Annotated in this window: 31 protein-coding genes; 3 read left to right on the top strand and 28 right to left on the bottom strand. The window is 64.3% G+C overall.

What is annotated here, in order from left to right; all coding sequences use genetic code 11:
* Positions 1 to 55: 55 nt before the first annotated feature.
* The 27 genes from ASD44_RS01985 to ASD44_RS01855 all read right to left on the bottom strand — a co-directional run bounded on the left by ASD44_RS01985 (position 56) and on the right by ASD44_RS01855 (position 21,798).
* A complete protein-coding gene (locus ASD44_RS01985; protein WP_056108104.1) occupies positions 56 to 529 on the bottom strand; it encodes a cytochrome c-type biogenesis protein in 474 nt (157 codons plus the stop codon).
* A complete protein-coding gene (locus ASD44_RS01980) occupies positions 526 to 2,505 on the bottom strand; it encodes a heme lyase CcmF/NrfE family subunit (RefSeq protein WP_056108102.1) in 1,980 nt (659 codons plus the stop codon). Before ASD44_RS01980 ends, ASD44_RS01985 begins: the two co-directional genes overlap by 4 nt.
* Before the next feature lies 1 nt (position 2,506).
* Complete coding sequence (gene ccmE / locus ASD44_RS01975) at positions 2,507 to 2,947, bottom strand: cytochrome c maturation protein CcmE (RefSeq protein ID WP_056108100.1); 441 nt, start codon at positions 2,945 to 2,947, stop codon at positions 2,507 to 2,509.
* On the bottom strand, positions 2,944 to 4,068 hold the full coding sequence (gene ccmI, locus ASD44_RS01970) for a c-type cytochrome biogenesis protein CcmI (protein WP_056108098.1): 1,125 nt from the start codon (positions 4,066 to 4,068) through the stop codon (positions 2,944 to 2,946). Before ccmI ends, ccmE begins: the two co-directional genes overlap by 4 nt.
* A gap of 76 nt (positions 4,069 to 4,144) precedes the next feature.
* Positions 4,145 to 4,594 (bottom strand): hypothetical protein, encoded by a 450-nt coding sequence (locus ASD44_RS01965; RefSeq protein ID WP_056108095.1) that lies wholly within the window; start codon positions 4,592 to 4,594, stop codon positions 4,145 to 4,147.
* 90 nt (positions 4,595 to 4,684) lie between these two features.
* Entirely contained in the window at positions 4,685 to 6,061 is a 1,377-nt protein-coding gene (locus ASD44_RS01960; RefSeq protein ID WP_056108092.1) for an ATP-binding protein, read from the bottom strand.
* A 46-nt stretch (positions 6,062 to 6,107) separates the two neighbouring features.
* A complete protein-coding gene (locus ASD44_RS01955; RefSeq protein ID WP_056108089.1) occupies positions 6,108 to 6,773 on the bottom strand; it encodes a response regulator transcription factor in 666 nt (221 codons plus the stop codon).
* 69 nt (positions 6,774 to 6,842) lie between these two features.
* On the bottom strand, positions 6,843 to 7,142 hold the full coding sequence (locus tag ASD44_RS18900; protein ID WP_056108086.1) for a hypothetical protein: 300 nt from the start codon (positions 7,140 to 7,142) through the stop codon (positions 6,843 to 6,845).
* A gap of 106 nt (positions 7,143 to 7,248) precedes the next feature.
* Positions 7,249 to 7,455, bottom strand: a complete 207-nt coding sequence (locus ASD44_RS01945) for a hypothetical protein (RefSeq protein ID WP_056108084.1) — start codon at positions 7,453 to 7,455, stop codon at positions 7,249 to 7,251.
* Positions 7,456 to 7,483: 28 nt separating this feature from the next.
* Positions 7,484 to 11,374, bottom strand: a complete 3,891-nt coding sequence (locus ASD44_RS01940; protein WP_056108081.1) for a glycoside hydrolase TIM-barrel-like domain-containing protein — start codon at positions 11,372 to 11,374, stop codon at positions 7,484 to 7,486.
* 15 nt (positions 11,375 to 11,389) lie between these two features.
* Entirely contained in the window at positions 11,390 to 11,854 is a 465-nt protein-coding gene (locus ASD44_RS01935) for an NlpC/P60 family protein (RefSeq protein WP_244478708.1), read from the bottom strand.
* On the bottom strand, positions 11,844 to 12,734 hold the full coding sequence (locus ASD44_RS01930) for a DUF2163 domain-containing protein (RefSeq protein ID WP_056108073.1): 891 nt from the start codon (positions 12,732 to 12,734) through the stop codon (positions 11,844 to 11,846). Before ASD44_RS01930 ends, ASD44_RS01935 begins: the two co-directional genes overlap by 11 nt.
* Positions 12,731 to 13,381 carry a DUF2460 domain-containing protein gene (locus ASD44_RS01925; RefSeq protein ID WP_056108070.1) on the bottom strand — a complete coding sequence of 217 codons (651 nt, stop codon included), beginning with the start codon at positions 13,379 to 13,381 and terminating at the stop codon, positions 12,731 to 12,733. Before ASD44_RS01925 ends, ASD44_RS01930 begins: the two co-directional genes overlap by 4 nt.
* A gap of 6 nt (positions 13,382 to 13,387) precedes the next feature.
* A complete protein-coding gene (locus ASD44_RS01920) occupies positions 13,388 to 13,993 on the bottom strand; it encodes a phage tail tape measure protein (RefSeq protein ID WP_200946393.1) in 606 nt (201 codons plus the stop codon).
* The gene (locus ASD44_RS01915) at positions 13,956 to 14,177 is read right to left on the bottom strand and encodes a rcc01693 family protein (RefSeq protein WP_082542366.1); all 222 of its coding nucleotides are present in this window, start codon (positions 14,175 to 14,177) and stop codon (positions 13,956 to 13,958) included. The genes ASD44_RS01920 and ASD44_RS01915 overlap by 38 nt, the downstream gene beginning before the upstream one ends.
* A complete protein-coding gene (locus tag ASD44_RS01910) occupies positions 14,174 to 14,518 on the bottom strand; it encodes a gene transfer agent family protein (protein WP_056108065.1) in 345 nt (114 codons plus the stop codon). The genes ASD44_RS01915 and ASD44_RS01910 overlap by 4 nt, the downstream gene beginning before the upstream one ends.
* Positions 14,515 to 14,928, bottom strand: coding sequence for a phage major tail protein, TP901-1 family (locus tag ASD44_RS01905; RefSeq protein ID WP_056108061.1), 414 nt, complete (start codon positions 14,926 to 14,928; stop codon positions 14,515 to 14,517). Before ASD44_RS01905 ends, ASD44_RS01910 begins: the two co-directional genes overlap by 4 nt.
* A gap of 34 nt (positions 14,929 to 14,962) precedes the next feature.
* Positions 14,963 to 15,373, bottom strand: coding sequence for a DUF3168 domain-containing protein (locus tag ASD44_RS01900; protein ID WP_056108058.1), 411 nt, complete (start codon positions 15,371 to 15,373; stop codon positions 14,963 to 14,965).
* Positions 15,354 to 15,545, bottom strand: a complete 192-nt coding sequence (locus tag ASD44_RS01895) for a hypothetical protein (protein ID WP_056108055.1) — start codon at positions 15,543 to 15,545, stop codon at positions 15,354 to 15,356. The genes ASD44_RS01900 and ASD44_RS01895 overlap by 20 nt, the downstream gene beginning before the upstream one ends.
* Complete coding sequence (locus ASD44_RS01890; protein ID WP_056108052.1) at positions 15,542 to 15,877, bottom strand: phage head closure protein; 336 nt, start codon at positions 15,875 to 15,877, stop codon at positions 15,542 to 15,544. Before ASD44_RS01890 ends, ASD44_RS01895 begins: the two co-directional genes overlap by 4 nt.
* The gene (locus ASD44_RS01885; RefSeq protein ID WP_056108049.1) at positions 15,877 to 16,446 is read right to left on the bottom strand and encodes a head-tail connector protein; all 570 of its coding nucleotides are present in this window, start codon (positions 16,444 to 16,446) and stop codon (positions 15,877 to 15,879) included. The genes ASD44_RS01890 and ASD44_RS01885 overlap by 1 nt, the downstream gene beginning before the upstream one ends.
* A gap of 115 nt (positions 16,447 to 16,561) precedes the next feature.
* The gene (locus ASD44_RS01880; RefSeq protein ID WP_056108046.1) at positions 16,562 to 17,812 is read right to left on the bottom strand and encodes a phage major capsid protein; all 1,251 of its coding nucleotides are present in this window, start codon (positions 17,810 to 17,812) and stop codon (positions 16,562 to 16,564) included.
* On the bottom strand, positions 17,809 to 18,492 hold the full coding sequence (locus ASD44_RS01875; RefSeq protein ID WP_056115251.1) for an HK97 family phage prohead protease: 684 nt from the start codon (positions 18,490 to 18,492) through the stop codon (positions 17,809 to 17,811). Before ASD44_RS01875 ends, ASD44_RS01880 begins: the two co-directional genes overlap by 4 nt.
* Complete coding sequence (locus ASD44_RS01870; protein WP_056108042.1) at positions 18,476 to 18,835, bottom strand: DUF6107 family protein; 360 nt, start codon at positions 18,833 to 18,835, stop codon at positions 18,476 to 18,478. The genes ASD44_RS01875 and ASD44_RS01870 overlap by 17 nt, the downstream gene beginning before the upstream one ends.
* On the bottom strand, positions 18,832 to 20,037 hold the full coding sequence (locus ASD44_RS01865) for a phage portal protein (protein ID WP_056108039.1): 1,206 nt from the start codon (positions 20,035 to 20,037) through the stop codon (positions 18,832 to 18,834). The genes ASD44_RS01870 and ASD44_RS01865 overlap by 4 nt, the downstream gene beginning before the upstream one ends.
* 11 nt (positions 20,038 to 20,048) lie before the next feature.
* Positions 20,049 to 21,296: a terminase family protein gene (locus ASD44_RS01860; protein ID WP_056115248.1), complete on the bottom strand. Its 1,248-nt coding sequence runs from the start codon at positions 21,294 to 21,296 to the stop codon at positions 20,049 to 20,051.
* Entirely contained in the window at positions 21,262 to 21,798 is a 537-nt protein-coding gene (locus ASD44_RS01855) for a hypothetical protein (RefSeq protein WP_156459743.1), read from the bottom strand. The genes ASD44_RS01860 and ASD44_RS01855 overlap by 35 nt, the downstream gene beginning before the upstream one ends.
* A gap of 223 nt (positions 21,799 to 22,021) precedes the next feature.
* On the opposite strand from ASD44_RS01855, the gene ASD44_RS01850 reads away from it, so the two are divergent.
* From ASD44_RS01850 to ASD44_RS01840, 3 genes are all read left to right on the top strand, one after another.
* Positions 22,022 to 24,181 (top strand): PBP1A family penicillin-binding protein, encoded by a 2,160-nt coding sequence (locus ASD44_RS01850; protein ID WP_056108034.1) that lies wholly within the window; start codon positions 22,022 to 22,024, stop codon positions 24,179 to 24,181.
* Between the two features lie 109 nt (positions 24,182 to 24,290).
* A complete protein-coding gene (locus tag ASD44_RS01845; RefSeq protein ID WP_056108030.1) occupies positions 24,291 to 24,875 on the top strand; it encodes a DUF1214 domain-containing protein in 585 nt (194 codons plus the stop codon).
* A complete protein-coding gene (locus ASD44_RS01840; protein WP_056108027.1) occupies positions 24,868 to 25,419 on the top strand; it encodes a hypothetical protein in 552 nt (183 codons plus the stop codon). The genes ASD44_RS01845 and ASD44_RS01840 overlap by 8 nt, the downstream gene beginning before the upstream one ends.
* Here the strand turns inward: ASD44_RS01840 and ASD44_RS18280 are convergent.
* Positions 25,416 to 25,601 (bottom strand): hypothetical protein, encoded by a 186-nt coding sequence (locus ASD44_RS18280; protein ID WP_156459742.1) that lies wholly within the window; start codon positions 25,599 to 25,601, stop codon positions 25,416 to 25,418. The two genes, ASD44_RS01840 and ASD44_RS18280, sit on opposite strands and share 4 nt — an antisense overlap.
* Between the last annotated feature and the right edge of the window lie 145 nt (positions 25,602 to 25,746).

The raw sequence follows: 25,746 nt of genomic DNA, 5'->3' as shown, positions 1-25,746 counted from the left end.
GGTAAATGAAATTTTGGTAATGTGGGACCGGCTTCTCAAAAGCTGTTTGCGCCAGTCACTCGCCGCGTCGCAAGAGTTGGTCGAGCGTGGCCTTTTCCTGTGCGGTCAACACGGCGGTTTCATCCATCCTCTTCGAACGCGAAGCACGCAGCATGACCAGGCCTCCGGCGAGCAGGAGCAGGACAGGCGTTCCCCATAAAAGCGCGTTCTTCAAATCGAACCGGGGTTTCAGCAGAACGAATTCGCCATAGCGGGAGACGATGTAGTCCATGACTTCGTCGTCGGTGTCGCCGGCCTTCAGGCGCTCGCGCACCAGAAGCCGCAGGTCGCGCGCCAGATCGGCATCCGACTCGTCGATGGACTGGTTCTGGCAGACCATGCAGCGAAGCTCTTCCGAGAGTGTACGCGCCCGCGTTTCCAGTACCGGGTCCGACAGGATTTCGTCAGGGCGAACCGCAAAGGCAGGCCCCGAAGTCAGCGCGCAGAGTGTAGCGGCTGCCAGAAGTGCCGAAATTCGAGAATTGTTCATGATGTGGCTATGGCGCGCTGAGGCTTGCGGCGCGACGGTGCGCCGACCCGTAGACGCCGGTCCATGAGCGACATCGTCCCGCCCGCCATCATCACCAGTGCGCCGATCCAGATCAGCGTCACCAGCGGCTTCCACCAGATGCGTACGGCGAGCGAACCGTCCTCCGCATCGTCGCCGATGGAGACGTAAAGCTGGCTGAGACCGATGGTCCGGATGCCGGCCTCGGTGGTCGTCGTCTGCCGCACGGGATAAAGCCGCTTGGCGGAAACGATCTCGCCAGCGGAAACGCCATTTGAACCGGTCAGGGCGAAGCGGGCACGCTCCTCGGCATAGTTCGGGCCCTGCACCGGGTACAGGCCCTCGAAGCGCAGCGTATAGCCAGAAACCGTGACAGTTTCTCCGGGGCGCATCGACAGGATGTTCTCGGTTCCGAAACAAACCGTGCCGACAATTCCCAATGTCGTCAGCCCCAGACCCATATGGGCGAGCGCGGTGCCGTACATGGAGCGTGGCAGGCCGGTGAAGCGACGGGCCATGGTAGGCAGGCTGGTGGAGCCGGCCCCCGACTTCACCGCAAGGTCGGTCAGCGCGCCGACAATCAGCCAGAACGCCAAACCGGCGCCCAATACGGCGAAAACCGAACTTCCGTCGATGAACAGCGCCGTCACCAGCATGGCGCCCAGCGCCACGGCAAAGGCCGTCATCAGCCTTTGAGCGGCGGCGAACACGTCACCCCGTTTCCAGGCGAGCAAGGGTCCGAACGGCACCAGAACAAGCAGCGGCACCATCAGAGGAATGAATGTCAGGTCGAAGAAGGGCGCGCCGACGGAAATCTTGTCGGCCGAAATCGCTTCCACCGCCAGCGGATAGAGCGTGCCCACCAATACGGTGGCGGTCGCGGTGGTAAGGAACAGGTTGTTCAGCACCAGCGCGCCCTCGCGCGAGATCGGCTGGAAGAGGCCGCCCGCAGTCAGCGACGACGCCCGCACGGCGAAAAGCGCCAGCGCGCCGCCGATGAACAACATCAGGATGCAAAGGATGAAGACGCCGCGTGTCGGGTCGGTGGCGAAGGCATGGACCGACGTCAGCACGCCGGAGCGCACCAGGAACGTGCCGAGCAGCGACAGCGAGAAGGTCAGGATGGCCAGCAGCAGGGTCCAGATTTTCAGCGCCGACCGCTTTTCCATGACGATGGCGGAATGGAGCAGCGCCGTGCCGGCGAGCCAGGGCATGAAGGAGGCGTTCTCGACCGGATCCCAGAACCAGAAGCCGCCCCAGCCGAGCTCATAATAGGCCCAGTAGGACCCCATGGCGATGCCGCCGGTCAAGAACACCCAGGCGACCAGCGTCCACGGCCGCACCCAGCGCGCCCAGGCGGCGTCGATGCGGCCTTCGATCAGCGCCGCCACGGAAAAGGAGAAGCAAACCGAAAAGCCGACATAGCCGAGATAGAGCAGCGGCGGATGGATGGCGAGGCCGAGGTCCTGCAGGACAGGATTGAGGTCGCGCCCTTCGATCGGCGCCGGCGATAGCCGGACAAACGGATTTGACGTCGTGATGATGAAAAGGAAGAAGGCGGCGCCGATGAAGCCCTGCACGGCCAGGACATTGGCGCGCAGCATTGGCGGCAGGTTGGCGCCGAAGAATGCGATCAGCGAGCCGAAGAACGTCAGGATGAGCACCCAGAGCAGCATCGAGCCTTCATGGTTGCCCCATGCGCCCGTGATCTTGAACAGGAGCGGCTGCAGCGAATGCGAGTTCTCCCACACATTCGCGACCGAGAAATCGGATTGCGCATAGGCGATCGCCAAGGCGGCAAAGGACAGCAAGGTCAGGAAAAAGCCGGAAATGGCGACCGGCGCCGCCACCGCCATCAGTCGGTCGTTCCTGGTCCGGGCGCCGACCAGCGGCACCGCCGTCTGGACAAGCGACAGCGCAAAGGCAAGTACGAGCGCGAAATGGCCGATTTCAACCATGTTACTGACTGCTCTCCTGCCAGACGCCCTTCGCCTTCAGGCCGTCGGCGACCTCCTTGGGCATGTAGCGCTCGTCGTGCTTGGCAAGCACGCTGTCGGCGATGAAGGTGCCGCCGGCATTGAAGCTGCCCTCGGTGATGACCCCCTGTTCCTCTCGGAAGAGATCCGGCAGGAGGCCGGTATAGGTCACCTTCACCGAACTGTGCTGGTCGGTTACCGAAAATGCGACCTTCGCGCCCTGCTCCCGCACGATGGTGCCCTTTTCGACCAAGCCGCCCAGCCGGATCCGCTGGCCCGGCTGCAAGGTGGCGGCGGCGAGATCGCTCGGCATGTAGAAATAGGACGCTTTCTGGCCAAGCGCATAAAAGGTCAGGCCGGTGGCGGCGGCCAGAAACGCCAGCCCGCCCAGGATCACCGACAATCTCTTCTGCTTGCGTGTCATCGCGTTTCCGAGAGTCCAAGCGAGGTAGCGAAGGCGGTCAGCTTGGTCGCCTCGTCGCTGGCGGCGCCGAAAGCGGCGACGCCCCGATCGAGAGCGTTGCGTGCCTGGTCGTGCCTGCCCAACACCATGTAGGAACGAATGAGGCGCATCCATCCTTCCTGGTCACGCGGATTTTGTTTCAACTTTTCGTCGAGACCGGCGACCATTCCTTCGATCATGGCGTCGCGGTCCTGCGCGTTCATGGCCGACGCCGCCGCAACATCGCTCGCGTCGGGTCCGGCGGAATCTGCAGGTTGCCCGCCAGCAGAAGCCAAAGCCTGTGTCACCGCGCCATGCCATGGCGAATCCGGCGGAAGATCAACGAGCATCGCCTGCCACGCAGATGCGGCTTCCTGCTTGCGGCCTTCCTGCATCAGCGCCATGGCGAGATAGAAGCGCGCCTTGGGATTGGTTGGCTCGATCTTCAGAGCAGCCTCGAACGCAGCTTGAGCCTCGGCTGAAACCACCCCGCCGGAAACGTTGGCTATGGCTTCACCGAGCCCGGCCTGCCTTGCGGCGGTCGATCCCTCGAGCCGGATGGCGTGGCGATAGGCGGATGCGGCATCGTCAAAGCGCTGCATGCGCAGATAGATTGGGGCCAGCACATCCCAACCCCGTCCGTCGGAAGGGTCGGCCGCCAGATGCGCCTCGGCGCGGGCGACGAGTTCATCGACGCTGCTCTCCGCGGGATTTTTGGCCAGACGGCTGCTCAAAGGCTGCGACGGCAAATCCGGCGAACCCAAGCCTGCATAGAGGCCCCAGCTCAGAACAGGAACGGCAAGTACGGCGGCCGCCGCCACGATACGCACGAACGTTGCCGGGCCTGACTTTGCGTTACTGGCAGGCTCGTTTCGGTCAAGCTGGAGAATGCGCCGCCCAATTTCGGCGCGTGCCTGCTCGGCTTCGGCTGGCTTGATGAGCCCGCGCACAAGGTCTCTGTCCAGTTCGGCCAGTTGGTCGCGGTAGACTTCGAGATCATGGCTGGTGTCGGCGGATACCGTGCCAGTGCGGGCGGTCAACGGCAGCAGGACAGCAAGGCTGGCGGCCAGCGTCATTGCAGCGGCTATGACCCAAAAAAGCATGACACACCCATAGCCGCGCCACTCGTTTCTGCCAACACAAGGCGCCTGCGACGCTTTGGCGGAACAGACCGGCCTGTCAGGTCAACGGCGTCCAGCTTCCATCGGCGTTCCGGCATGCCGTTCCACGTGCAGTGACAGCCGGACCACCGGCGGTGACCGTATGCCTGTACTGTCGGCAATCCTGCGAGCCAACCCGGTAGGGCTGCGCGGCAACCACTTCGCCGTAGTGGTTCGCCTGATCACCTTTCCAGGCGACCGGCTGCCCGCTCGCCGTGTATTCCAAGGCCTTGTACTCGGCCTCGAGGCCGCTGCGCTTTTCCTGGGCGGTGAGCCCCGACCCGATGTTGCCGCCTACCAGCCCGCCATTCATCGCCGCGATGAACCCGGTTCCGACCCGCCCGCCGCCGGAAGCACTCTGACTGGGCTGCGTGGTCTTGGGCGCAACATCCTGGCCGCGCTGCAAACTTGTGGTGCTGCAACCGGAAACAACCAGAAGCGCTGCAAAAATAGCCAGATGATTCTTCATGCTAAACCCGGTTCTAGCCGCATTCTAGCAGCTGGCATCGCGTTATAGTTGATCTTTGGCCGAAATTTGGCCTGTTGCGTGCTTCAGCCATCATGAAACGCCGCGAAGGCGAACCTTCGCCTTGAGCCCTCCAAGTGACGACCTCTCCAGTGCAAGGCCGCCTCCATACTCGTTGACAAGGTCCGCGACAATGGCCAGCCCCAAGCCTGTACCGGGTTTCGTTTCGTCCAGCCGCCTGCCGCGCTGCAGAACCTCCCGGGCTTTGTCTTCGGGTATGCCGGCTCCGTCATCCTCGATGACAATTTCAAATCTGTCATCGGCATCTTCCTCGCCTGCCGGCGGCACGACCGAGATTGCGACGGTGCTTTTTGCCCATTTCATCGCGTTTTCCAGCAGGTTGCCGAGCATTTCCTCAAGATCTTCCCGCTCGCCTGCGAAGACAACCTCGCCCTGCGGCAGCGAAAGCGAAAGTGAAATATCGGGATTGAGCTTCCGCATGACCCGCGTCATGCGCTGCGTCAGAGGTCCGACCGGCGTGCGGTAGACGACACTGTTGCGCTGGGCGGCGACGCGAGCGCGCTGGAGATAATGCTCGACCTGCTTTTGCATCGAGGATGCCTGCCCGACGATCAGCTTGCCCTTGGCGCCGCCCAGCGCATTGCCTTCGTTGATCAACACCGCCAGCGGCGTCTTGAGCGAATGGGCGAGGTTGCCGACCTGGGTCCGGGACCGCTCGACGATGCGCCGGTTGTTTTCGATCAGGGCGTTGGTTTCGTTGGCGAGCGGTTCAATCTCGCTGGGGAACTTGCCGTCGAGCCTTTGCGCGGTGCCTTCGCGCACCATGGCCAGCGCGTTCCTGACACGCCGCAGCGGCTGCAGGCCGAGAAGGATGGCCGCGGCATTGATGGCGATCATGCCGATGCCGAAAAGGGACAGATAGGTCAGCAGGCGACGCTGGAAGGCGCCGATCTCCCGGTCGAGCTCCGACTGGTTGCCCATGACGCGAAAGCGGGCGGCACGGTTCTTCGCGTCGAGGACAAACTCGCTTTCGAAAACCTGCAGCCGCTCGCCGTTTATTCCGTCGATGGTGTAGCTGCGCTGGAAGGCGATGTTGAACGGCACCTCCGTGACGCTCGGCGACGGGATCGATTTCGTCATGGATGATGAGCGCAATTCGCCCCTGACGCCCTCGGAGGCCGGCATCACCGACCAGTACCAGCCGGAATTCGGCTCGGAAAACCTCAGATCGCCAAGATCGGGTGAACCGGTCAACGCGCCACCTTCCGATACGCCTACCGAGCCGATGAGGTTGAACAGATGCGCCGAAAGCAGGCTCTCAAATCCGCGTTCGCTGGCTTGGCGATAAAGGGTCGTGATCAGCGTGAAGATGACGACAAGCGTCAGGATCGCCCAGACGGTGGAAAACGCGACGACCCGGAATGTCAACGAGCGGAACCAGAAGCGCATCGAAGGCGCTTTACCCGGCACGCGTCTGGTGGGAGCCTGTTCCGCCTCAGACCTCCGGTTCGCGGATACGGTAGCCCATGCCGCGGACTGTCTCGATCATGTCGACGCCCATCTTCTTGCGCAGCCGGCCGACGAAGACCTCGATCGTGTTGGAGTCGCGGTCGAAATCCTGATCGTAGAGGTGTTCAACAAGCTCCGTGCGCGAGACCACCTCGTCCTTGTGGTGCATGAGATAGGCCAGAAGCCGATACTCGTGCGAAGTCAGTTTCAGCGGCACGCCATCGACGTCGGCTTTCGACGCCTTGGTGTCCAGTCGCAACGGACCGCAGGTCAGCTCGGACGAGGCATGGCCCGCGGCGCGCCTGATGAGCGCGCGAACCCGGGCGAGAATTTCTTCGATGTGGAAAGGCTTGGTGACGTAGTCATCGGCGCCGGCATCGATGCCGGAAACCTTGTCGCTCCAGCGGTCGCGGGCGGTAAGGATGAGGACCGGCATCTTGCGACCGGCGCGGCGCCAGCGTTCCACGACACTGATGCCATCGATCTGCGGCAGGCCGATATCGAGAACCACGGCGTCATAAGGCTCGGTGTCGCCGAGGAAATGCCCCTCTTCGCCATCGAACGCCTTGTCGACCACGTAACCGGCATCCGACAGCGCATCGGAAATCTGCCGGTTCAGGTCCTTGTCATCCTCGACAACCAGTATGCGCATGCAACCCTATGCGGTTGGCTCCAAGACGGAGCAAGATATAGCCGATTCCCGTATTGCAAGAACGGGCAATTAATTCTGGGGCACGACAATCTCGGCGCGGCGTGGCCGCTGGCCATCCTTGCCAGGCACGAGGACAACGACAACGCAAACAGCCTGCCCGCCGCGTGTCGACTGCGACGCTTTGGCGAGCGTCCCGCCTTTCTGGGCCGCGACCTCCTGTCCGATCGCGTAGCAATCGGAGGCAACCGTGAGCAGAGTATCGGAACGGGAAGGCTGAGGCCGGGGAGCAGCCCCGGCCTGCGGCGCAAACAACGCGCCGGCGCAAAGCGCCAGCACCATTGATCCCACTGAGAAACGCGACTTGTTCATGCCGAATGCTCTACCGCATGGGTGCTGAACGTGAAATGAACGTCGCCCTCAATCGAAGTTCCCTTCTCCGTTTGCATCCCGCCACGCGGTGACGCGTTGAAACACTCTATCCGATCCTTTCCTTTGCGGACAACCGGCCAAAGACCGCAACAAGGCCGGAAATCGCGCTGACCGCCTGCAAAACCGTGTCGGTGAAGGCCGAACTGTCGATCCCGTCGACAGGTATGCCCGTCAGGCCGGCGGTGCCGGTGAGAATGGTGATGATCGATGCCCAGATCGTCCGGGACAGGTACCAGGGTTTGCTTGTCGCCATTTCCGTTTCCTTTTCTGATTGCGATACGTCATGGAAGCGTGAAGCGGCGGCGCGCCGGCACACCCCAGCCGACCGCCGCGCTGAATTGACGGACCGTCACATCAATCTCTCCGGCAGTGGCGAAATCCGCGGCGATGGACGCGGCTTCGTAAAGCCAAGACGGTTCGGAGGTTGTCGCGGTCCGGACAATTGCTCCGCCCGCCGGCGCGATTTCGATGCGGTATTGTTCGACATCCTCGCCAAGCGGAATGTCGCCGCCATCCCAGCGGTCGGCATCGATACGGCCGCGGCGCATCCACGAGACAGCCAGATCTCCATCAGCCGGATGGGCTTTCAGATGAACAGGCGACAGCGGTGTCAGTGCGCGCACGCCCCCAACCGCCTCGGTCGTGGCATTATCGATCAGGGAATCGATAAAGCTCCCATCGACGCGCCAGTTGAGTTGCAGTCCGATTTCGCCCGCGAGCAGCCCCGCCGGCACGACAGCATCGTCCAGCAAAACGAAGTCGGCTCCTGACGAAGCTCCAACCAGCATCGCGTCATCGGTTCCGAGTTGGCCGCGCAAAAGACCTGAAAGCTTCCAGATTTCCGCGCCGATCTGCTCAGCCGTCTCGAACTGCAGGATTTCCCACGCGCCGGATGCCGAGCGGACGGCAGCCGTATTGGCGCCATTGAGAAGCTGGAGCCGGCTGACGCTCGCAACCTCGGACTCGAACAATTCGACCGAGATGGACGTCGTTTTGGCGACCCGCCCTTCGAAGCCGGGAAGCAAGGGTTCGGTCAGTTTGCCGAGCCGCGCCGGCTGGCCGACTGTCGCGCGGACGGCAAAGCCCGTATCTTCGGGAGAGACAGACAACGTTCTGGCCACCCAAGGCGTTTGCCAAAGCGCCACGCGGAACTGGTTCTGCGCTTCGTTGCTTCCGATCCCCGCCGGTAGATCGAGAAACAGTGTGTGAGGCTTGCCTATGGCAACCGAAACAACCGGCAACGCCGCGGGAATCGAAGACCGCCAGGGCGACGGCGGGACAGCAAGGATCTGCCGGGCCGAAACCGTCCTCAGAATGCCGTCCTCGACATCGGTGACGAGAAACTCGGATCCGTTTCCGGACGCGGGGAGCCTGACCACCGTGCCGGGCGCGATGTCCGCCTGCGGCAGCGGCACGGCGAAACGCACCGTTTCGCGCGCATAGCGGGTGCGTTTCAGCCAATCGTCCAGGAGGGCGCGGGCCTGGTTCGCTTCCAATATGCCGGGAAACGCCATCGAATGCTGGCGGCTTCCGGACATACCTTGTTGCACGCTGCGGACGGAGGCGACCTGATACTGGGAAAACGGCTCGCAGAACGTCAGCAGCGCCTCGCTCGGCAACTCATGCTCAGGCTCGCGGACCGTTTCGATTATCGGTCCGGCTTCGTTCCATGCCAGTTCCGAGATGGTCTGGACCGAGGATACGGCGGTCCGGGACTGCCGAAAGGCGATCGTATCGCCGTCCTGCGAAACGATGACGTCAAAGAGATCCATCAGCGGCTCCAGCGCGGCGCGAGCCGATTGTGGATCGTCGAGAACATAACCGGTCAGCGTGCCCTCGACGCCGCTCACCTTGGCCGGCGCATGGCCGTGATCCATCAATATGGCGTTGATCAGAGCGCCGACATCGGGATTGGCCAGCCTGCCGTTGAGCCAGTGCCCCCGATCCCAGTTCGGGCCGTCCGACCACACGTCTCGCAAACTCGGAAAGGCAGGAAACGGCCTCGCGTCCCATGTCCAGGGATAGATGCGGGAGACATCGACCATGCGCCCGTCGTAGACGCCGGATTGCGGATTCCACTCTTCGTGGAAATCGCCGCTCGTTTCGTCCCAATGCGTCAGATGCGCTTCCAGGAATCGCCGCTGCGCCAGGTCCGAGCGGCCGCCATTGGAAAAATACGGGATTGCGCTTTCCGCCGATTTCGGATCGGGAAAGACATTCGGCTGGTTGGGGCCCTTGTCCATCGCCGGACAGCCGATTTCCGTGAACCAGATCGGCTTGCCCTGCGGCACCCATGCAGTCGGCACAGCCCCCTCTATACCGTCAGGCCGGTTGAAATGCTGGTTTGACCACCAGGCGGCAAGGTCCTTGTTGCGGAAGACCCATGGTTTCCCATAGCCGTCATCGGTGATGGGTGTACGGATGCGTGTCGCGCGTGCCTCGCTGTCAGCATAGTACCAGTCGAAACCCTCGCCACCGGTGATCGACGTTTGTAGGCCAGCGATATCGTAAGGACTTGCAAACCCGTCCGGATTGCCGCCCGCATTGTCCTGATCCCGCCAGTCCGCGAGCGGCATGTAGTTGTCGATGCCGACGGCGTCGATCGCCGGATGCGCCCAGAGCGGATCGAGGTGGAAATAGACATCGCCGCTGCCATCGGCGGGCTGATGGCCGAAATATTCGCTCCAGTCGGCCGCGTAGGTCAGGCGGGTCTGCGGGCCGAGCACGGAGCGGGCATCGGCGGCAAGCGTGCATTGCTGCTCGACGAACGGAAAGGCGTCGGCTTCGTCGCGCAGCGTCGTCAGGCCGCGCATTTCGCTGCCGATCAGGAACGCATCGACCCCGCCGGCCTTCACCGCCAGATGCGCGTAGTGAAGAACGAAGCGCCGGTAGCCCCAATCGCCCGTCGGGCCGGAATAGTCGATCGTGTTGCCGCCGTTGGAGAAATGGCTCGGAAGCGCCGCGCCGCAGAATGCCGCGATCTGCGCCCGCGCAGCGGCGGTCTTGTCGGCGGTTCCGGCCTGTCCGGGCGCGGGATCGGAGGTGATCCGGCCCCGCCACGGATAGCCTGGCTGGCTCGACCCGCCATAGGGATCGGGCAACGCGTTGTCTTCCGGTATGTCCATCATCATGAACGGATAAAGCGTCACCTTGAGGCCCCGCGCCTTAAGGTCGGCGATTGCATCGAGCACGCTGCGATCTGCGGGTGTGCCGCCGTAAGCAGCCGAGCCGTCATGCGTCGAAACCAGGGACGCCTCGGCACGGGAAAGGCCGGAAACCGTCCAGTCCGCCGAGAACGCCGTCATCGTCTGGTCCGTGACTTCAGGTCTCACCTGGCAATGGCCGGCGCGCAGGTCGTTGCCAAACCAGGTGACGATAAGCGCCACATGTTCGAGATTCGGGCACGTCGCCTGCAATTCGTCCAGGGATGCCGCCATGTCCGTCGCGGCGAAGAGGACATGGCGATTGGTCGCTTCCTCGCTGCCTGGCCGCTTCAACAACGAGATCAGGCTGAAGGACAGGCCGTATTCGGTCGCGCCGGGAATGAGGGAGATCGCCCGGATCGACTTTGCAAGGTCTCCAACAGGCCGGATCACTTCGAACTGCAATTGTGGAATGCGGTTGCCATACTGGCTGACCGGAAGCCGGTCGAGCACGACATAGGTCACGCCACGATAGGCTGGCGTGTTGCCGATGCCCTGCTTGGCTTCGATCAACGGATCCGGCAGTTGATCCTCACTGCCGGTGTAGACCCGCAGATCGATGGTCTCGCGGTCGAGCTCGACGCCGTCGGCCCATATCCGCCTTATGCCGGCGATCTCGCCATCGCACAGCAGGAAGGCCGCATTGGCGTAGTAGAAATACTGATTGACCTTTGGTCCGGTCTTGCCCTGCCGCGTCGAGGTGCGTTTTTCGCTGAAGCGTGTGGCCCAGATCATCGTCCCACCCAAACGCGCCGTGCCGTAAACGCGCGGGATCGGCACGCCCTCCTCGGCGCTGAACGGCCGCGGTCCACCGAGCCGCGGACCCTCGAGCGTGTTCGTGCCGTTGATGAGCATCCGGTCGACCGCGTAACCGGCCAGCGCGCCGGCGGCCGTGCCGACGACCGCGCCGAACGATCCGAGCATGCCGCCGAGATAGGCGCCCGCGGCCTGCAGCAGAATTGTCGCCATAAAGCGCTCCGGCGTTCAGAATTGGATGTCTGGGAAAGTGAAAACGGCGGCGATGCGGCGGCGCCATTGCGGCACGAGGGCCGAACGCACCACCGCGCCAGCGCCCTCATAAGCGTGGACGAAGCCGCCGTCGCCGACCAGGATGCCCGCATGTCTTGCCGGCAGATGCGGCCGCCAGCGGAACAGCACGAGATCGCCCGGTTGCGGGTCCGCAAAAGCTTTTTCGCGGCAATGCCGTCCCATGCCGTGCATCAACGCTTCCTCGCACCCGCCTTCCGCCCAGTCGGGCTGATACGGTCCGGGATGCTCGACGGCGAAACCGTAAATCGCCTGCCAGACACCGCGCACGAGGCCTATGCAATCGCATCCCAGCCCCTTGCGGTCGCCCTGGTGGCGATAGGGCGTGCCGACCCAGCTCAGCGCTTCCGCCTCGACGGCAAAAGCGATGGGCGTGGTGGCGCGGCCGGCGTCAGGGGACAATCGGCCCGCCATCGAACTTGCCGCCTTCAATGACGTAGGAATAGGCGGCATCGTTGCCGGGCAAGTGCGGAAAGCCGCGAAAATTCAGCGCGTTGGCGAACTTGGCCTTGCAGGTGGCGAATGCCTTGTCGCAGCCGGCGGTCAGCGAAAAGGCGTCGCCGGCGGCAATCGCCGGTCCAACGGACGGTTCCAGCACCAGCAGCGCCTGCCCGTCTTCCACGCGATGGTCGGCGAGGCGCTCGGAACGACCAGTCCTCGCGCCGCCCGTCCATGTCAGCAGCCCTTTGGCAAACCAGCCGGGATCGAACAGATCGAGGCCATGGGCATAGACGCCACCTGCCTGGCTCACCGATGCAACGGTGCCAACAGCCACGAATCCTGGCTGATCCAGCACAAAGCCGCACCGCGCATCGCCCACCTCCGCATCGCAAGTGCGCAGCACCGTGCGGCCGTTCGGACGGTCGAGCGCATGGACCAGGCTTTCGAGCTCCGCCACGAAGCGGCCATCGCTGCGGGTGATCTTGCCTATGGTCGCCACGCGGGTGCAGGCAAAATCGTCCGGAGTGCGCCAGTTCACGATGAAGGTTTCGATGCGCGCGCCGTCATAGAGGCCGGCGGCTATGTCTTCATCGCTGATACGGTCGGAGGACAAGGCCCCTTCGACATCGACGGTGTCGACGCCCAGGCCCAGGGCATCGCGCGCCTCGCTGGCGCTGAAGCCGGTTTCCGGCTCGAACACGGTGGCGTCGAAAGCGAGCGCCCGGTCGTGATCGGTGAAGCCGGCGATCGAGCCATCCTTTCTGGTCAGCCGCCAGCAATGGCATACGGTGGTCACGTCGCGGCCGAAATGGGCGGCGAGCGCTTCAGGGTAGATCGTCAAAACTGCACCTCGACCAGCGGTATCGATGGGATCTGGCCAGCCTTGAAGGCCTTCAGGCTGATCTCGATCCGCTCGACATCGAAACGGACCGGCACGTCGAATTCGTAGCCGGCCGTTACAGTCGCGCCCTCAGCCGGAACGGACGCCGCGGCAAACACGATTTCACCGGTGGCCGGATCGAATGTGAAATCCGCCGGAGACGCCTGCGCGACGCCGGCCACCGCTACCTGCAGGGTCGAGATATCCGGTTTCCAGATCAGACGCCTGTAAGCATCTTCACCGTCACCATAGGTCTTGGTGAGCGGAAAGCGCCGGTTTTCATCGTCCCCCTCCCCCAGATCCTGGTCGAGCGCCGACGGCGTTTCCGCCGGACGGCAGGATTTCATGTCGAACGGGTCGCGAAAGCGGAAGGCGTGCAGCGAACCACGCCGGGCTTCGAAGAAAGCCACGACCTCGTGCAGATCGTCGAGCGAGCGCAGGCCCGTCCCCGCATCATAGCGATGACGGGACTGGGAAAAGCGCGCGTTGCGCTTCTCCCGCCCCGAGGTCAGCGAGACGATGTCGTTGCGGCGCTCCGGCCCTCCGGTGGCGCCGAACGAGATGGCGACCGGAAAGCGCAGATCGTGGAAACTGGAAAATTCCGACATTTTTCCTCAGAACGTTCTGGTGCCGCGCGACACGGCACGCGCCAGCATGCCGGTGATCTGCGCTTCGGATTTACGAAAAGACGCCGCGTCCTGCGCCGAGACATTGAAGACGACGTTGACGGACGCCCCGCCGCCGGCAGCGGCAACGCCGAGGCTGCCGTCCGCGCCGCGGCGTAGCGGCAATATCGCTTCGCTTCCGGCCTCTCCCATCAGGCCGAGGCCGTTTCCAGTCGGGAAGTATGTCGGCGCGGAAACCACGCCACCGGAGGCGAACGGCGTGACTCGCCCCGGCACGCCGCCCTTGGCGAAGGGCAGAATGCCGGCCAGGCTTCCGAACAGGCTTGAAATCAGGCCTCCGGCCAGCGATTGCAAGGGCTTAAGCCCCTGCTCAAGGGCCAAGCCAGCGAGATTGAGGCCGATGCGCCGCAGCACGTCGTCAAGATCCTTGCCGCTGACGACTGCACCTTTCAGCGCGCCGGAAAGCTGGCCGCCGAAACTTTGCGACAGCCTTTCGAGGTTTTCCAGCGCAGCCTGGAACGGCGCGATGTCAGCCTTTATCGAAACGGTCACATCTTCAGCCAAGTCCTGCCTCCTGATTGTCCGGGAATGCATGCATGAGCGCCGTCAGGTCGCCGCGATCGGGCGGCGCCTGTCGGTTTTGCGCCAGCACGCTCATGGCGCGCTCGAATTCCAACGGCGTCATGGCCCAGAACGCCTTGGGAGAGAGCCGCAGCAGACCGAGGCCGATGGCCATGACCTCGTCCCACGGAAAGGGCTTGCCTGCTGCGGCGGTCAAGGGTTCGAGGCGGTGGCCTTCGCATCGCTGGAGCCGAATGTCGCCGCAAGCAGGTCGGACACCACTTGGGCGAAACCCGGCACGCCGCCCTCGCAATGCATTGCCGCGACGGTCTCGTCGCTGAGCGGTTCGCCGGCGCCGCGCAAGCCAGCGCCGACGATGCGGATCAGATCGACGGCCGAAAGACGGCCGCTGGAAAAGCGCTCGACCAGCGCGTTCAGGTCGCTCGCGGCATAGGTGGATTCCAGTTCGGCGAGGGCTCCCAGCGTGAGGCAGAGCCGGTGCTCCGCGCCATCAAGCGTCGCGGTGACCTCGCCGCGCCGGCGGTTCGCGCCCATCAGGCGGCCGAGAAGCTGATAGCGCCGGCGGATTCCAGCGCCATTTCGAACGTTACCTCGCCATCATGGGCGCCGGTATATTCCAGCGACGTGATCTGGAAAGGGCCGGAGACGGCGCCGAAGTCCGGCACCACCATCTGCCATGGCGAAACCTCGCCACCGAAGAAGCGCGAGCGGATCGCCGCGTCGGACTCGGCATCCTTGAAGATGCCGGATCCGCTGATCGAGGCGCGCTGCACGCCTGCGCCCGCCAACAACTCCCGCCAGCGCCCGGCCGAGTCTGCGTCGGTGATGTCCACCGTTTCGCTGTTGAAGGCGATGCGCCGCGAGCGCAGGCCGGCAACGGTCAGGAAAGTGCCCAATCCGTCGGAATCGAGCTTGAGAAGAAGGTCCTTGCCCTTCTGTGCAGCCATTTCGGTCTCCTGGTGGTGATTGTCGGCGCGGACGTCAGCCGGCTTCTTCGGTGATGGCGCGGAAACGCAGCAATCCGTGATGGACGGAAAGGTCCTCGTCATAGCGCGCTTCGGCGAACTCGAAACGCAGGTTGACGAGGCGGTGGCTATCCAGGGTCAACGGCTCCTGCTGGAGCGTGTTCTGGACGACATTCATGATTTCCAGCGTTTCCTTCTTACCCTTGGCTTTCGACCAGATGTGCAGGGTAAAAAGCTGTTCGGTGCCGCTGTCAGTGCCCGTGCTCCAGTCGAACACACTGGTGCGTCCAAAGGTCAGATAGGGAAACGCTATATCGGCGGGCGCATGGTCGAACACCTTGTTCTCGCCGATGAGCCCGGAAAGCGCGGCATCCTCGCTCAAGGCCGAGAACAGGGCCTTTTGCAGATCAGCCGCGGCTGAAGTCATCGCCGTCACCCTTCGCTTGCGCCACCGCCGTCCGGTACCGGGCCTGCCGGTTCATGGAGGGTGTGTCGCGGTCGTCAAAATACGCCTCCTCCAGCGCTTCCGCCAGATCGTGCGCTTTCCAGCGCAGAGCACGCACCAGGCCGTCCAGTGTCAGGGACATTGCCAGTTTCATCGTCCGGTCTCCCTCGTGCCGCAGATCATGTAGCGTCCGCTCTCGTCGGCATCGTGGACCGTCACGATTTCGAATATCCGGCCGCGTCGCACGAAACGCTGGCCGCTCGCCAGATCGTCGCGGAAACGCATAACAATGCGGTGCGTCGCCTGCTCCAGCGTCTGATCGGCGCCGAAACGGCTCGTGGCGGTCAAAGGTTCGATGCGGGCGAAAACCGTCGCGATCTCGGACCAGACCTCGCTGAATCCGCCCAGCCCGTCGGGCTGGCGCGCCAACGACTGCAACGAAAGCTCGGCCTTCAGCGCGCCGGGATCGAGGAACAGGGTCGGCATCAGAGCCTCCCGGGGCGGAAACCGGCAATCATCCGGTCATAGCCGGCCGGATAGGACACCGGCTGGTCTTCCGGTCCAAATCCACCGCGGAATTCATACCAGTGCGCGACCAGAAGCAGGATCGCCCGCTTGAGAAGATCGGGCACGTCGGTAGCCGCCTCGCCGAAACCGGCGACGAAATCGATCTCGATGCCGTTGAGGGCGCGAAGCGCCGGCGGCACCTTGGAGAAATGGATACGCGCCGGGCGCGAAACCAGATCCACCTGGTAATCGGCTGGGTTGATCAGCGACGCCTCGCCCTCTGTCCCGTAGGCGGTGACCGAGATGATCTCGCGCACAGGATGCAACGCGATCGCGATACAGCCACTACGGGGCCATCTGTCCAGCACCAGGCGCCAGCTTTGTTCGAGCAAGGCCAGGCCAGTGGCGCGCTCGACTTCCTGGCGGGCGGCGCGGATCAGTCCCTCAAGCAGGCTGTCCTCGCTGTCATGGTCGACGCGCAGATGCGCCTTCACCTCCGCAAGCGCGACCGGCTCGGCCGAGGGTTCGACCGTTCGAATGAGCGTCATCCGCAAACTTTCATATCTGAGGAAAGGGCATCGGTGAAAAAGAGCGGCTCCGGCGGGAGGGGCCGGAGCCGCATCGGCAGGCCATGGCGGCGGAGGAGTGGGCGCCGCCTGGAGGTCAAGCCGTGCCGAATTTCAGCAGCTTGATGGCGTCAAAATCCTGGACGCCGCCGCCGACCCGCTTGGTCGTGTAGAACAGCACGTAGGGCTTGGCGGAATAGGGATCGCGCAGCACCCGCACGCCGGTGCGGTCGACCACGAGATAGCCGCGGCCGAAATCGCCGAAGGCGATCGGCGTCGCATCGTCGTCGATGTCCGGCATGTCCTCGGCTTCGACCAGCGGAAAGCCCATCAGCAGGGCGCGCTGGCCCGGAGCCGAGGGCGGCTGCCACAGATAATTGCCGTCCGCGTCCTTCAGCTTGCGGATAGCGGCCTGGGTCTTGCGGTTCATTACCCAGTTGGCGTTCTGCCGGTAACCAGCCTTCAGCGCATAGACCGTATCGATCAGCACGTCGGAAGGGTCGCTCGCCGGAAGATCGCCGAGAACACCGGTGAGCGTATAACCGACGCTGCCCCATGCCCAGCTTGTCTCGGCCACCTTGGTGTAGTTCAAGAAACCCTTCGGCTTGTTGGTGCCGTCTCCCGAGACGAAGGCCGCGCCCTCCTGCTCGGCGAAGGCGGCTTCGACCTCGGTCGAAATCCACTGGTCGAGATCGACCACCGTGTCCTCCAGCAGCGAGGCGGTCGCGGCCGGCATGGCGTAAAGCTCCATGGTCGGGAACTGCAGCTCCGCCAGCGTCGCCGTGTTGGTCTGCGGGCGTGACGCCGTCTCGGCCACCCAGCCGACCGCCGGACCGCTCACCGAGAAGGGCTTTTTCAGCACCGCCGACGAAACCTGCCGCACCGAGGCGATCGAGCGGATCGGCGACAGCGCCGAAAGCCGCTTGCCGATTTCCGTCTCGGTTTCCGCCGGCACAAGATAGCCGCCGTCCTGGCCGGAACCATAGGACATCGCCTTGGTGTCGAGTGCGCGGATCTGCCGGTCGTCGCCGCTGCGCATATAGGCGTCGAAGGCGGCCTTGTGCTCGGGCGAACCAACGCGTTCCTCGCGGCGGAGGACCGGCCGGACGCGTTTCAGGGCGAGGTTGTCGAGCGCGCGCTTCTGCTCATCCAGCGCGCGTGAAATGCGCTCGACCTTTTCGGTGGTGACGACATCGCCGCCCAGCCGGCCTTCGAGCTGCGCCAGTTTTTCGTCGTTGCTTTCCCTGAACGCCTCGAAGGTGTTCATGAAGTCGCCGAAGGCGTCTTTGAGATCGAGGTCGCCCGCCGACTTGGTTTCAAGCCGTGCAGGCCCGGAGCTTGCATTCATATGGAATTTCCTTTCGGGTTGATCATGCGTGTGGCCGCGCGGATATGCTCCGCCAGGCTGGAAGGTCCCGGCGCCGCATCCCGCGCGCGGACGAGACTGGCGAAACCCTTGGCGATAACGGTGCGGGCGTCGCCTCGTGAAAGCCCCGCATCCCGCGTGAGCCAGAATTCGAATTCCCTGACCGTCGGCAGGCGGCCGCCCTTGACCGTCTCGATCCGGGCGTCGGGCAGCATCGGAAAGGTGACGATGGAAATCTCCCACAGATCGGCTTCGAGAATGCGCCGCACGCCGGTCGCCGCCTCGCGCCGCACACGAACGGCGCGGAAGCCGATGGAAAGCCCGTCCAGCGCACCGGTCCGCATCAGGCTCAGGACCTCGCGGGCGCGGCCGACCTCCCTGGTCAGCCGGCCACGCACGAACAGGCCGCGCGCATCCTCGCGGATTTCGGTCCACACGCCGATCGGCTCATGCGGGTCATGCTGGAACAGCATGCGAATGCCGGCCGCGCCGCGTGTCCGCAGCGAGCGGGCGAAGGCGCCGCGCTCGACTACATCCTTGCCGAGATCGATCTTGCCGAACAGGCTGGCGTAGCCGGAAAACGAGCCGTCAGCCTCAACCCGGTCAAGCGCCAGATCGACGAATTTACGCTCTCCCAACCGCGCATCAACTTCCACGGCCATCGGCATCCTCCTCGTTCTTTTTCGTGAACACCCGCGAAAGCCGGTTCCCTTCAAAGGCCCGCATGGCGAAGCCCAGCGCCCACCAGGCGCAGAGGCTGGCGGCAGCCGACCCCATCAGCATCAGTTCGAGCGGGCCGAGCATGGCTTCGACGGCAAGTTCGGAAGCGATCTTGACGCCGGCCGTTCCGCCGAAGACGAGGCCGCAAACGACGCCGACCGCGAAACGGCTCGCCGCCTCGCGTCGGCCATGCGGCAAAATATAGGCGAGCGAAATGGCGGACCCGGCGACAGCGCCGGCGCCCTTGGCGACCCATAGCCAGGCCGCCTCGGATATGTCTGTCATGGAGCATCACCTTCAAGGTTTTGGCTGCCAGTCGGCTCATACCCCACCGCTTCCCGCTTCTCGTCCTGGGTCAGGAAGCTCGCGGCATCGACGCGCGCCCACAGGGCGTCGCGCTCGCTGGCCAGTCCGTCGATGCGGTCGGCGTCGTACCAGAGGCGCAGGCTCTCGCCGAAGACGACGCCCAGCCAAGCCGACAGTTCCTTGGCGGTGCGCGCCACCAGCGGCAGGATGGTGAGACGATAGAAGGCGCGGTTGGCCTCCTGGTAATTCGCATAGGTGTTGTCGCCCGGAATGCCGAGCAGCATGGGCGGCACGCCGAAAGCCAGCGCGATGTCGCGGCTGGCGGAATGCTTGGCCTCGACGAAATCCATGTCCTTCGGCGTCAGCGCCATCGCCTTCCAGTCGAGGCCACCTTCCAGGAGCAGCGGCCGGCCGGCGCGCGTCGCGCCGGAATAGCCCTCTTCCAGCTCCGTCTTCAGCCGCGCGAACTGGTCCTCGGTGAGGTTGCCGCCTTCCTTCGGCGCATAGACCAGCGCGCCGGAGGGCCTTGCGGAATTGTCGAGCAGCGCCTTGTTCCAGCGGCCGGCCGCATTGTGCGTGTCCAGCGCCATCAGGGCTGCTTCCAGCGGCGGAAAACCGTAATGGTCGTCCAGCGGATGGAACAGCGTCAGGTGCGCCGCGCCGCCGCCGTCAGCCAGGCCGAGCGCTATCCTGCGCTTGCCGCTGCCCTCGCGATGATCGAGGGCCGCCGGCCAGCCGGACGCATCGGTCGCCACCGTCACCCGGTCGGGCCGCAGCAGATGCAGTTCCCGCGCGCCGGTGCCGGCGTCGATCATCTCGACATAGGCATTGCCGGACAGAAGCAGGTGGCCGTAGAGCGTTTCGAGGAATGTCGCGCCGGCCTGTTTCTGGTTCGGACGCTCCAGCAGATCGAGCAGCGGATGGTCTTCAAGTTCGACCGCGCCGTCATAGAGCAGCCACGGGATCGCCGACGCCGTCTCGGCGATCATCCGCACCGAACGATGCACGATCGGGTTGCGCATGAACCCCTCGCGCGCCAGCGTGGCGTAGTCGCGGCGCGTCCATTGCGCCTCGCCCTGCGCGTGGAAGGCGATGAAGCCGCCGGCGTGCGGCGCATCCTTGCGTTCCAGCCGAACGCCGGCATTCCCCGCGGCACGAGGCCAGGGCCATTTCAAAGCCATATCGGTTCCTGTTAAAAATCGCGGATGCGCGGATTGCCCGCCCGGTCCGGCATCAGTTCAGTAATCGCCCACACCAGCGCATCGACACGGTCCGGTGAACGGCCGTTCGACAGGCCGTTCGGGCCGAAGTCGCACATCTCGTCTTCCAGTTCGGCAAAGCGCGCCGCGTGGCGCACCTTGCGCTGCTGATAGAGCGCCGCGACCGGCTCGGCGCGCAGCCACTTGCCGCGCCTGGCCCGCACCGCCTTGACCGGCACGGCGGGATCGACGGTGCGGATCACCGCCGTCGCCATCTCGCCGCCCTGGTTCACTTCGACCAGCAGGCAGTCTGCCTCCAGCGCGTGATAAAGCGCCACCGCGCGCGCCGCCCACTCCTGCGGCTTTGCCGCGCGAAGGGTGGCGTCCGCCAGCACGGCCGCGCATCCCGTGTCGTCCAACCCCGCGGCGACGATGCCGCAGGCATCCGAGGTTCGCCGCGAGCTGGCCGGCGGATCGACCGCGACGACGATGCGCCGCAGCGGACCGTGCCCGGTAGAAACCGCTTCCTCGATCATCTGCCTGGACCACAAGGCGTCCTCGCGGTCCTCGATCATCTCGCCGTCCAGTTCCTGGCGGCCGAGCAGGCTGCCGGCATAGCGCTTCTCGACGGCGTTCAGGAAACCGGGCGCCAGATTGGCGCGGTTCTCCTCAGTCCGCATCCGCGTCACCGCGACATCGGCATCGGCGAGCAGCCGCTTCAGCAGTGGCGTCGGCCGGGGCGTCGTGGTGATGATCTGGCGCGGCCGCTCGCCCAGCCGCAGTCCGAATTGCAGCATGTCGAAGCAGGCCTCCGCGTGCCGCCATTTGGCCGCCTCGTCGCACCATGCCGCCTCGAACTGATGGCCGCGCAGGCTTTCGGGATCCTCCGACGAGAACATCAGCGCGACCGATCCGTCGTCCCAAACCAGACGCCGGCGGCTCGCCTCGAAGCGGGGCCGGTCATGCCGCGACAGCGTGACGATGCCGGACGGACCTTCGATCATCACGTCGCGCACGTCGGCCAGCGTCTCGCCGATCAGCGCGATGCGGCCGTATTTCCGCTCGGCCAGCGGCGGAAAGCCGCGCACATGGCTGTTGACCCATTCGGCGCCGAGCCGGGTCTTTCCAGCGCCGCGCCCGCCAAGCACCAGCCAGGTGTCCGCGGCATCGCGGCCATATTGCGACCAGCGCGCGTGGCTGACCCACTCATCGTAAAGAAGCTCGGCTTTCGCCCGCCCCAGAGCCTGCTGCGTCCAACTGCCGGGCGTAGTCCCGTGCGAGTTCGACGATCCGCTCATCGATGCGCCGGAGCGCGTCGGCCATGTCCGCATCTCGTTTTATCTGGTTCTCTTTCGCGCTGCTTTCGCCGCGCGTGATTTCGCCGATTTTTTCGAGTGTCCGCATGATGGCGGAAATAGCGTCGATCAAGGTCTTGTCGGAGCGCCCTTCCCGTTCCGCCGCTTCGGCGCGGGAAATGGCACCGTCGAGCAGCAGCCGCAGCCGCGCCTCCTGATCGGGCAGCTCGCCGGAAGCCAGACGCGCCGCGAAACCGGAGCGCCACCCCTGCTGGCGCGCGACCCGGCGCACGGTAGCCAGCTTGTAGCCGGAAGCTTCCGACAGATTTTCGGGCGTAAGCGCCGCGCCTTCGAAAAGCGCACGTATGGCGACCCACTGCGTTTCCACACCGGTTATCATGGCACCCAGATCTGTTTGCTGAGCCGGTCGGACAATCAGGACCGGCAACCCCGCCGGCGCACTTTTCCGACGATAGAGCGAGACTACCAAACCACCGTTACGGTGTCAAGAATATATTCCTATTTCAGCCAATCTTTTTTCCTGCCGAATTGGCAGCCCTCCCACCCTTGCCCCTCCCCGATAAATCATAGACAACTCCTCCCCGACTGCGGTGCCCTGAAATTGCCCGCATGCGCTGCCAGTTTGGCGTCGGGGAACGCCGGAAGTCGGGATGACTGAGCCTTTCGAGCCGAACAGAAAAAGAGGGCCTGTCGCCGCGTGGCTGCTGGCGCTCGACGCATGGCTGGATTCCTCGCTCTACGAGGTCGGCTTCGCGGCGCGTGAATTCTGGGAAGCGGCGACGATTTTCTTCCGGCGCTTCCGCGTCAAGGGATGGCGGCGCTGGCTCTTCGAACTGGCCGGCGAAGGGTTCACCATGGGCGCCGCGGGTCCGGTGGTGCTTCTGGCGCTGGCGCTGCCCGCCTTCCAGGAAACCGGCGGCGACTGGCGCGCGCAGGACGATTTCGCCGTCACCTTCCTCGACCGCTACGGCAACGAGATCGGCCAGCGCGGCATCATCCAGCGCGATTCCGTGCCGGTGGACGCCATGCCGGACCCCGTCATCAAGGCGGTGCTGGCGACCGAGGACCGGCGCTTCTTCGACCATTACGGCATCGACGTGCTCGGCCTGGCGCGCGCGCTGACTGAGAACGTGCGCGCCAATTCGGTCGTGCAGGGCGGCTCGAGCATCACCCAGCAGCTGGCCAAGAACCTGTTCCTCAGCAATGAGCGCACGCTGGAGCGCAAGGTCAAGGAAGCGTTCCTGTCGCTGTGGCTGGAAGCCAATCTGTCCAAGAAGGAAATCCTGCAGCTCTATCTCGACCGCTCCTACATGGGCGGCGGCACTTTCGGCATCGAGGCGGCGGCCGATTTCTATTTCGGCAAAAGCGTCAAGGACCTGAACCTCGCCGAGGCGGCCATGCTGGCGGGGCTGTTCAAGGCGCCGACGAAATACGCGCCGCATATCAACCTGCCGGCGGCGCGCGCCCGCGCCAATGTCGTGCTGACCAATCTGGTCGACAGCGGCTTCATGACCGAGGGCCAAGTGCTGCAGGCGCGGCTGCATCCTGCCGATGTCGTCGATCGCGGCGAGCAGAAGAGCCCGGACTATTTCCTCGACTGGGCGTTCGAGGAGGTGAAGCGCATCGCCGCCAAGTCGGGACAGCATTCGCTGGTGGCGCACACGACCTTCGACGCCAATCTGCAGAAGGCAGCCGAAGAGTCGGTCGAATTCCACCTGCGGCAGTACGGCAAGGAGTATAACGTCGCCGAAGGCGCGGTGGTGGTGATCGAGACGAACGGCGCGGTGCGGGCGATCGTCGGCGGCCGCGACTATGGCGCCAGCCAGTTCAACCGCGCCACCAAGGCGCTGCGGCAGGCCGGCTCATCCTTCAAGGCCTATGTCTACGCCACGGCGATGGAGCATGGCTTCAAGCCGGAATCGGCCATTTCGGACGGCCCGATCAACTGGGGCGGCTGGATGCCGAAGAATTACGGCCGCAGCTATTCCGGCAAGATCACGCTGCTGACCGCCTTCGTGAAATCCATCAACACCGTGCCGGTCCGGCTGGCCAAGGACTATCTGTCGATCCCCCCGATCGTCGCCATGGCGCATGCCATGGGCGTTGAATCGCCGCTGGAGAGCTTCAAAACCACAGTCCTCGGCACATCGGGCATGACGGTGATGGACCAGGCGACCGGCTACAGCGTCTTCGCCCAGAACGGCTTTGCCGGCAGCCGGCACGGCATCACCCAGCTTGTTACGCACACCGGCGAAGTGGTCTACGATTTCGGCAAGGATGCACCGCCGCCGCACCGGGTGCTCAGCGAGCAGGCGCTCAAATCCATGAACTCGATGCTGGTGCAGGTGCCGGAGATCGGCACGGCGCGGCGCGCGGCGCTGCCCAACATCCGCTCCGGCGGCAAGACCGGCACGACACAATCCTATCGCGACGCCTGGTATGTCGGTTTCACCGGCAACTACACCGCAGCCGTCTGGCTCGGCAACGACGATTTCAGCCCCAGCCGCAACATGACGGGCGGTTCGCTGCCCGCCATGATCTGGCAGCGGCTGATGGTCTATGCGCACCAGAACATCGACCTGAAGCCGATACCGGGCATCGACCATCCTTTCGTCGATCCCAAGATCGCGGCCAAGGCTGGAGAAGCGGAAAAGAAGCTGGCGGCGGAAGAAGCCGCGAAAGCAGAGGCCGATCGGCCTCCAGTCCTTTCAAGCCGGACCACCCGGCTGTTGCGTGAACTCAGCGGAATCTTCCGTTCGGCGCCGGCACTTCAACCCACGACCGGACCCGAGGCGCTGTCGGCATTGTGACGCATCGGCAGGAAGCCAGTTCGCCGGACCGGACCGAAATGGCGCCGTGCTTGCCAGCAACGGTCGCCGCGCGATATGCCGTGGTCCCCTGCCCTCCATTCCGCTGCGCATGATCAAGTCCGTCTTTCCCATCCTTGTCGCGCTTGCCATCGCCATCGGCGGCGGCGGCGCCAGCGTCTGGTACGCATTGAAGGCCCAGGGTGGCGTCGGCGCCATCACGATCGGGCAATGGACAGCGTTCCCGGACCTCGGCACGCCCGATGCCGATCCTTACTCGCAGGCACGGGTGGCGCGGGAAGGCGTTCTGGCCCTCGGCAGGGCGGAAGGGCTTTCCTTTGTCGCCGAGCGAGACAATGAAGGCCGGCCGCTGCGCCGCGAATGCAGCTACGCGATCGAGGGCAGTTACCCGACTGCCCGGTTCTGGACGCTTTACGGGGCCGACGAGGCCCGCGCCGTCATCGATACCGGCAAGCCGCGTCCGGCGGCGTTGCACTCGTATCAAATCCTGCGGCAGCCCGACAATTCGGCGACGATCTCCGTCGGCAAACGTCCCTCGCCCGGTAACTGGCTCCCGATCAACGGCGCCGGCGGCCTCAGTTTCGTCCTCACCTTCTACGATACACCCATCGCCAGCAGCACCGGCCTCTCGGACATCGATATGCCGCTGATACGCAAGGTGGCCTGCGATGCGTAGGCTGTTGCATGCCATCATGCTGGGCATTCTGGGCGCCGGCATCGTTCATATCATCGTCTTGTTTCTCGTGCCGGAATTCTCGGACCGCAACGCGTGGTCCCGCCTGTCGGAAGTTTCCGGGCTCTACACGATGGTGCGGCTCGATGCGGAACCGGCCGCCGCCCCTGTCGTAAAGGGGGTCGATCCGCTGTTCCAGGCGGCGGCATGCCGGTTCGATCTTGGGGATGGAATGTTACAGATCAAAGCGCCGGGCAAGGTGCCGTTCTGGTCTGTCGCCGTCTACGACCGCGGCGGGCACATCCTTTACAGCCTCAACGATCATAGCGTCATAAACGGCGTGCTGGACGCCGTCGTGCTGACTCCGGCCCAAATGCTCGAAGTGCGCAAGGAATTGCCGCCGGAGTTCGAAAGTTCGGTCTTCATCGAGGTGCCGGCCGACGAAGGCATCGCCGTGATCCGGGCCTTCACTCCCGACAGCAGTTGGGAGCCGGCCGTATCGCGCTTCCTTGAGGACAGCGCGTGCCAGGCAAGGCCGGCTGGTTAGTGCCGTGGCTCGGACTTGCTCTGCCCCGCCTGACCTGCGGCGACATTGCCGTCGCGTTCATCGTCCAGCCGCTTTTCGTAGCGGACACCGGGAAAGATGATGATGGCCGCGGCCGGGCCCAAGGTTTGTGACGTTTGGCCTGATGCCGCGTTACGCGGCGTGAAAGACAGTATCCTGCCCATGTTCGCGTATTCCTCTCGGTTACCCCGGAGCACAACGCAACGCCTCCATAAACGATAAGGCCACCAGAGGGTTAACGGAACGCTAACGGATCGCCGATAAGTTGATCTTTGTTTCTGCGACCGCGAAACCGTCACACAGGCCACC

This window comes from Mesorhizobium sp. Root554, from assembly GCF_001427025.1.
In the GTDB taxonomy this organism is placed as follows: domain Bacteria; phylum Pseudomonadota; class Alphaproteobacteria; order Rhizobiales; family Rhizobiaceae; genus Mesorhizobium.
The sequence above is the reverse complement of the archived record's forward strand: the minus strand, read 5'-3'. Positions and strand labels throughout refer to the sequence as shown.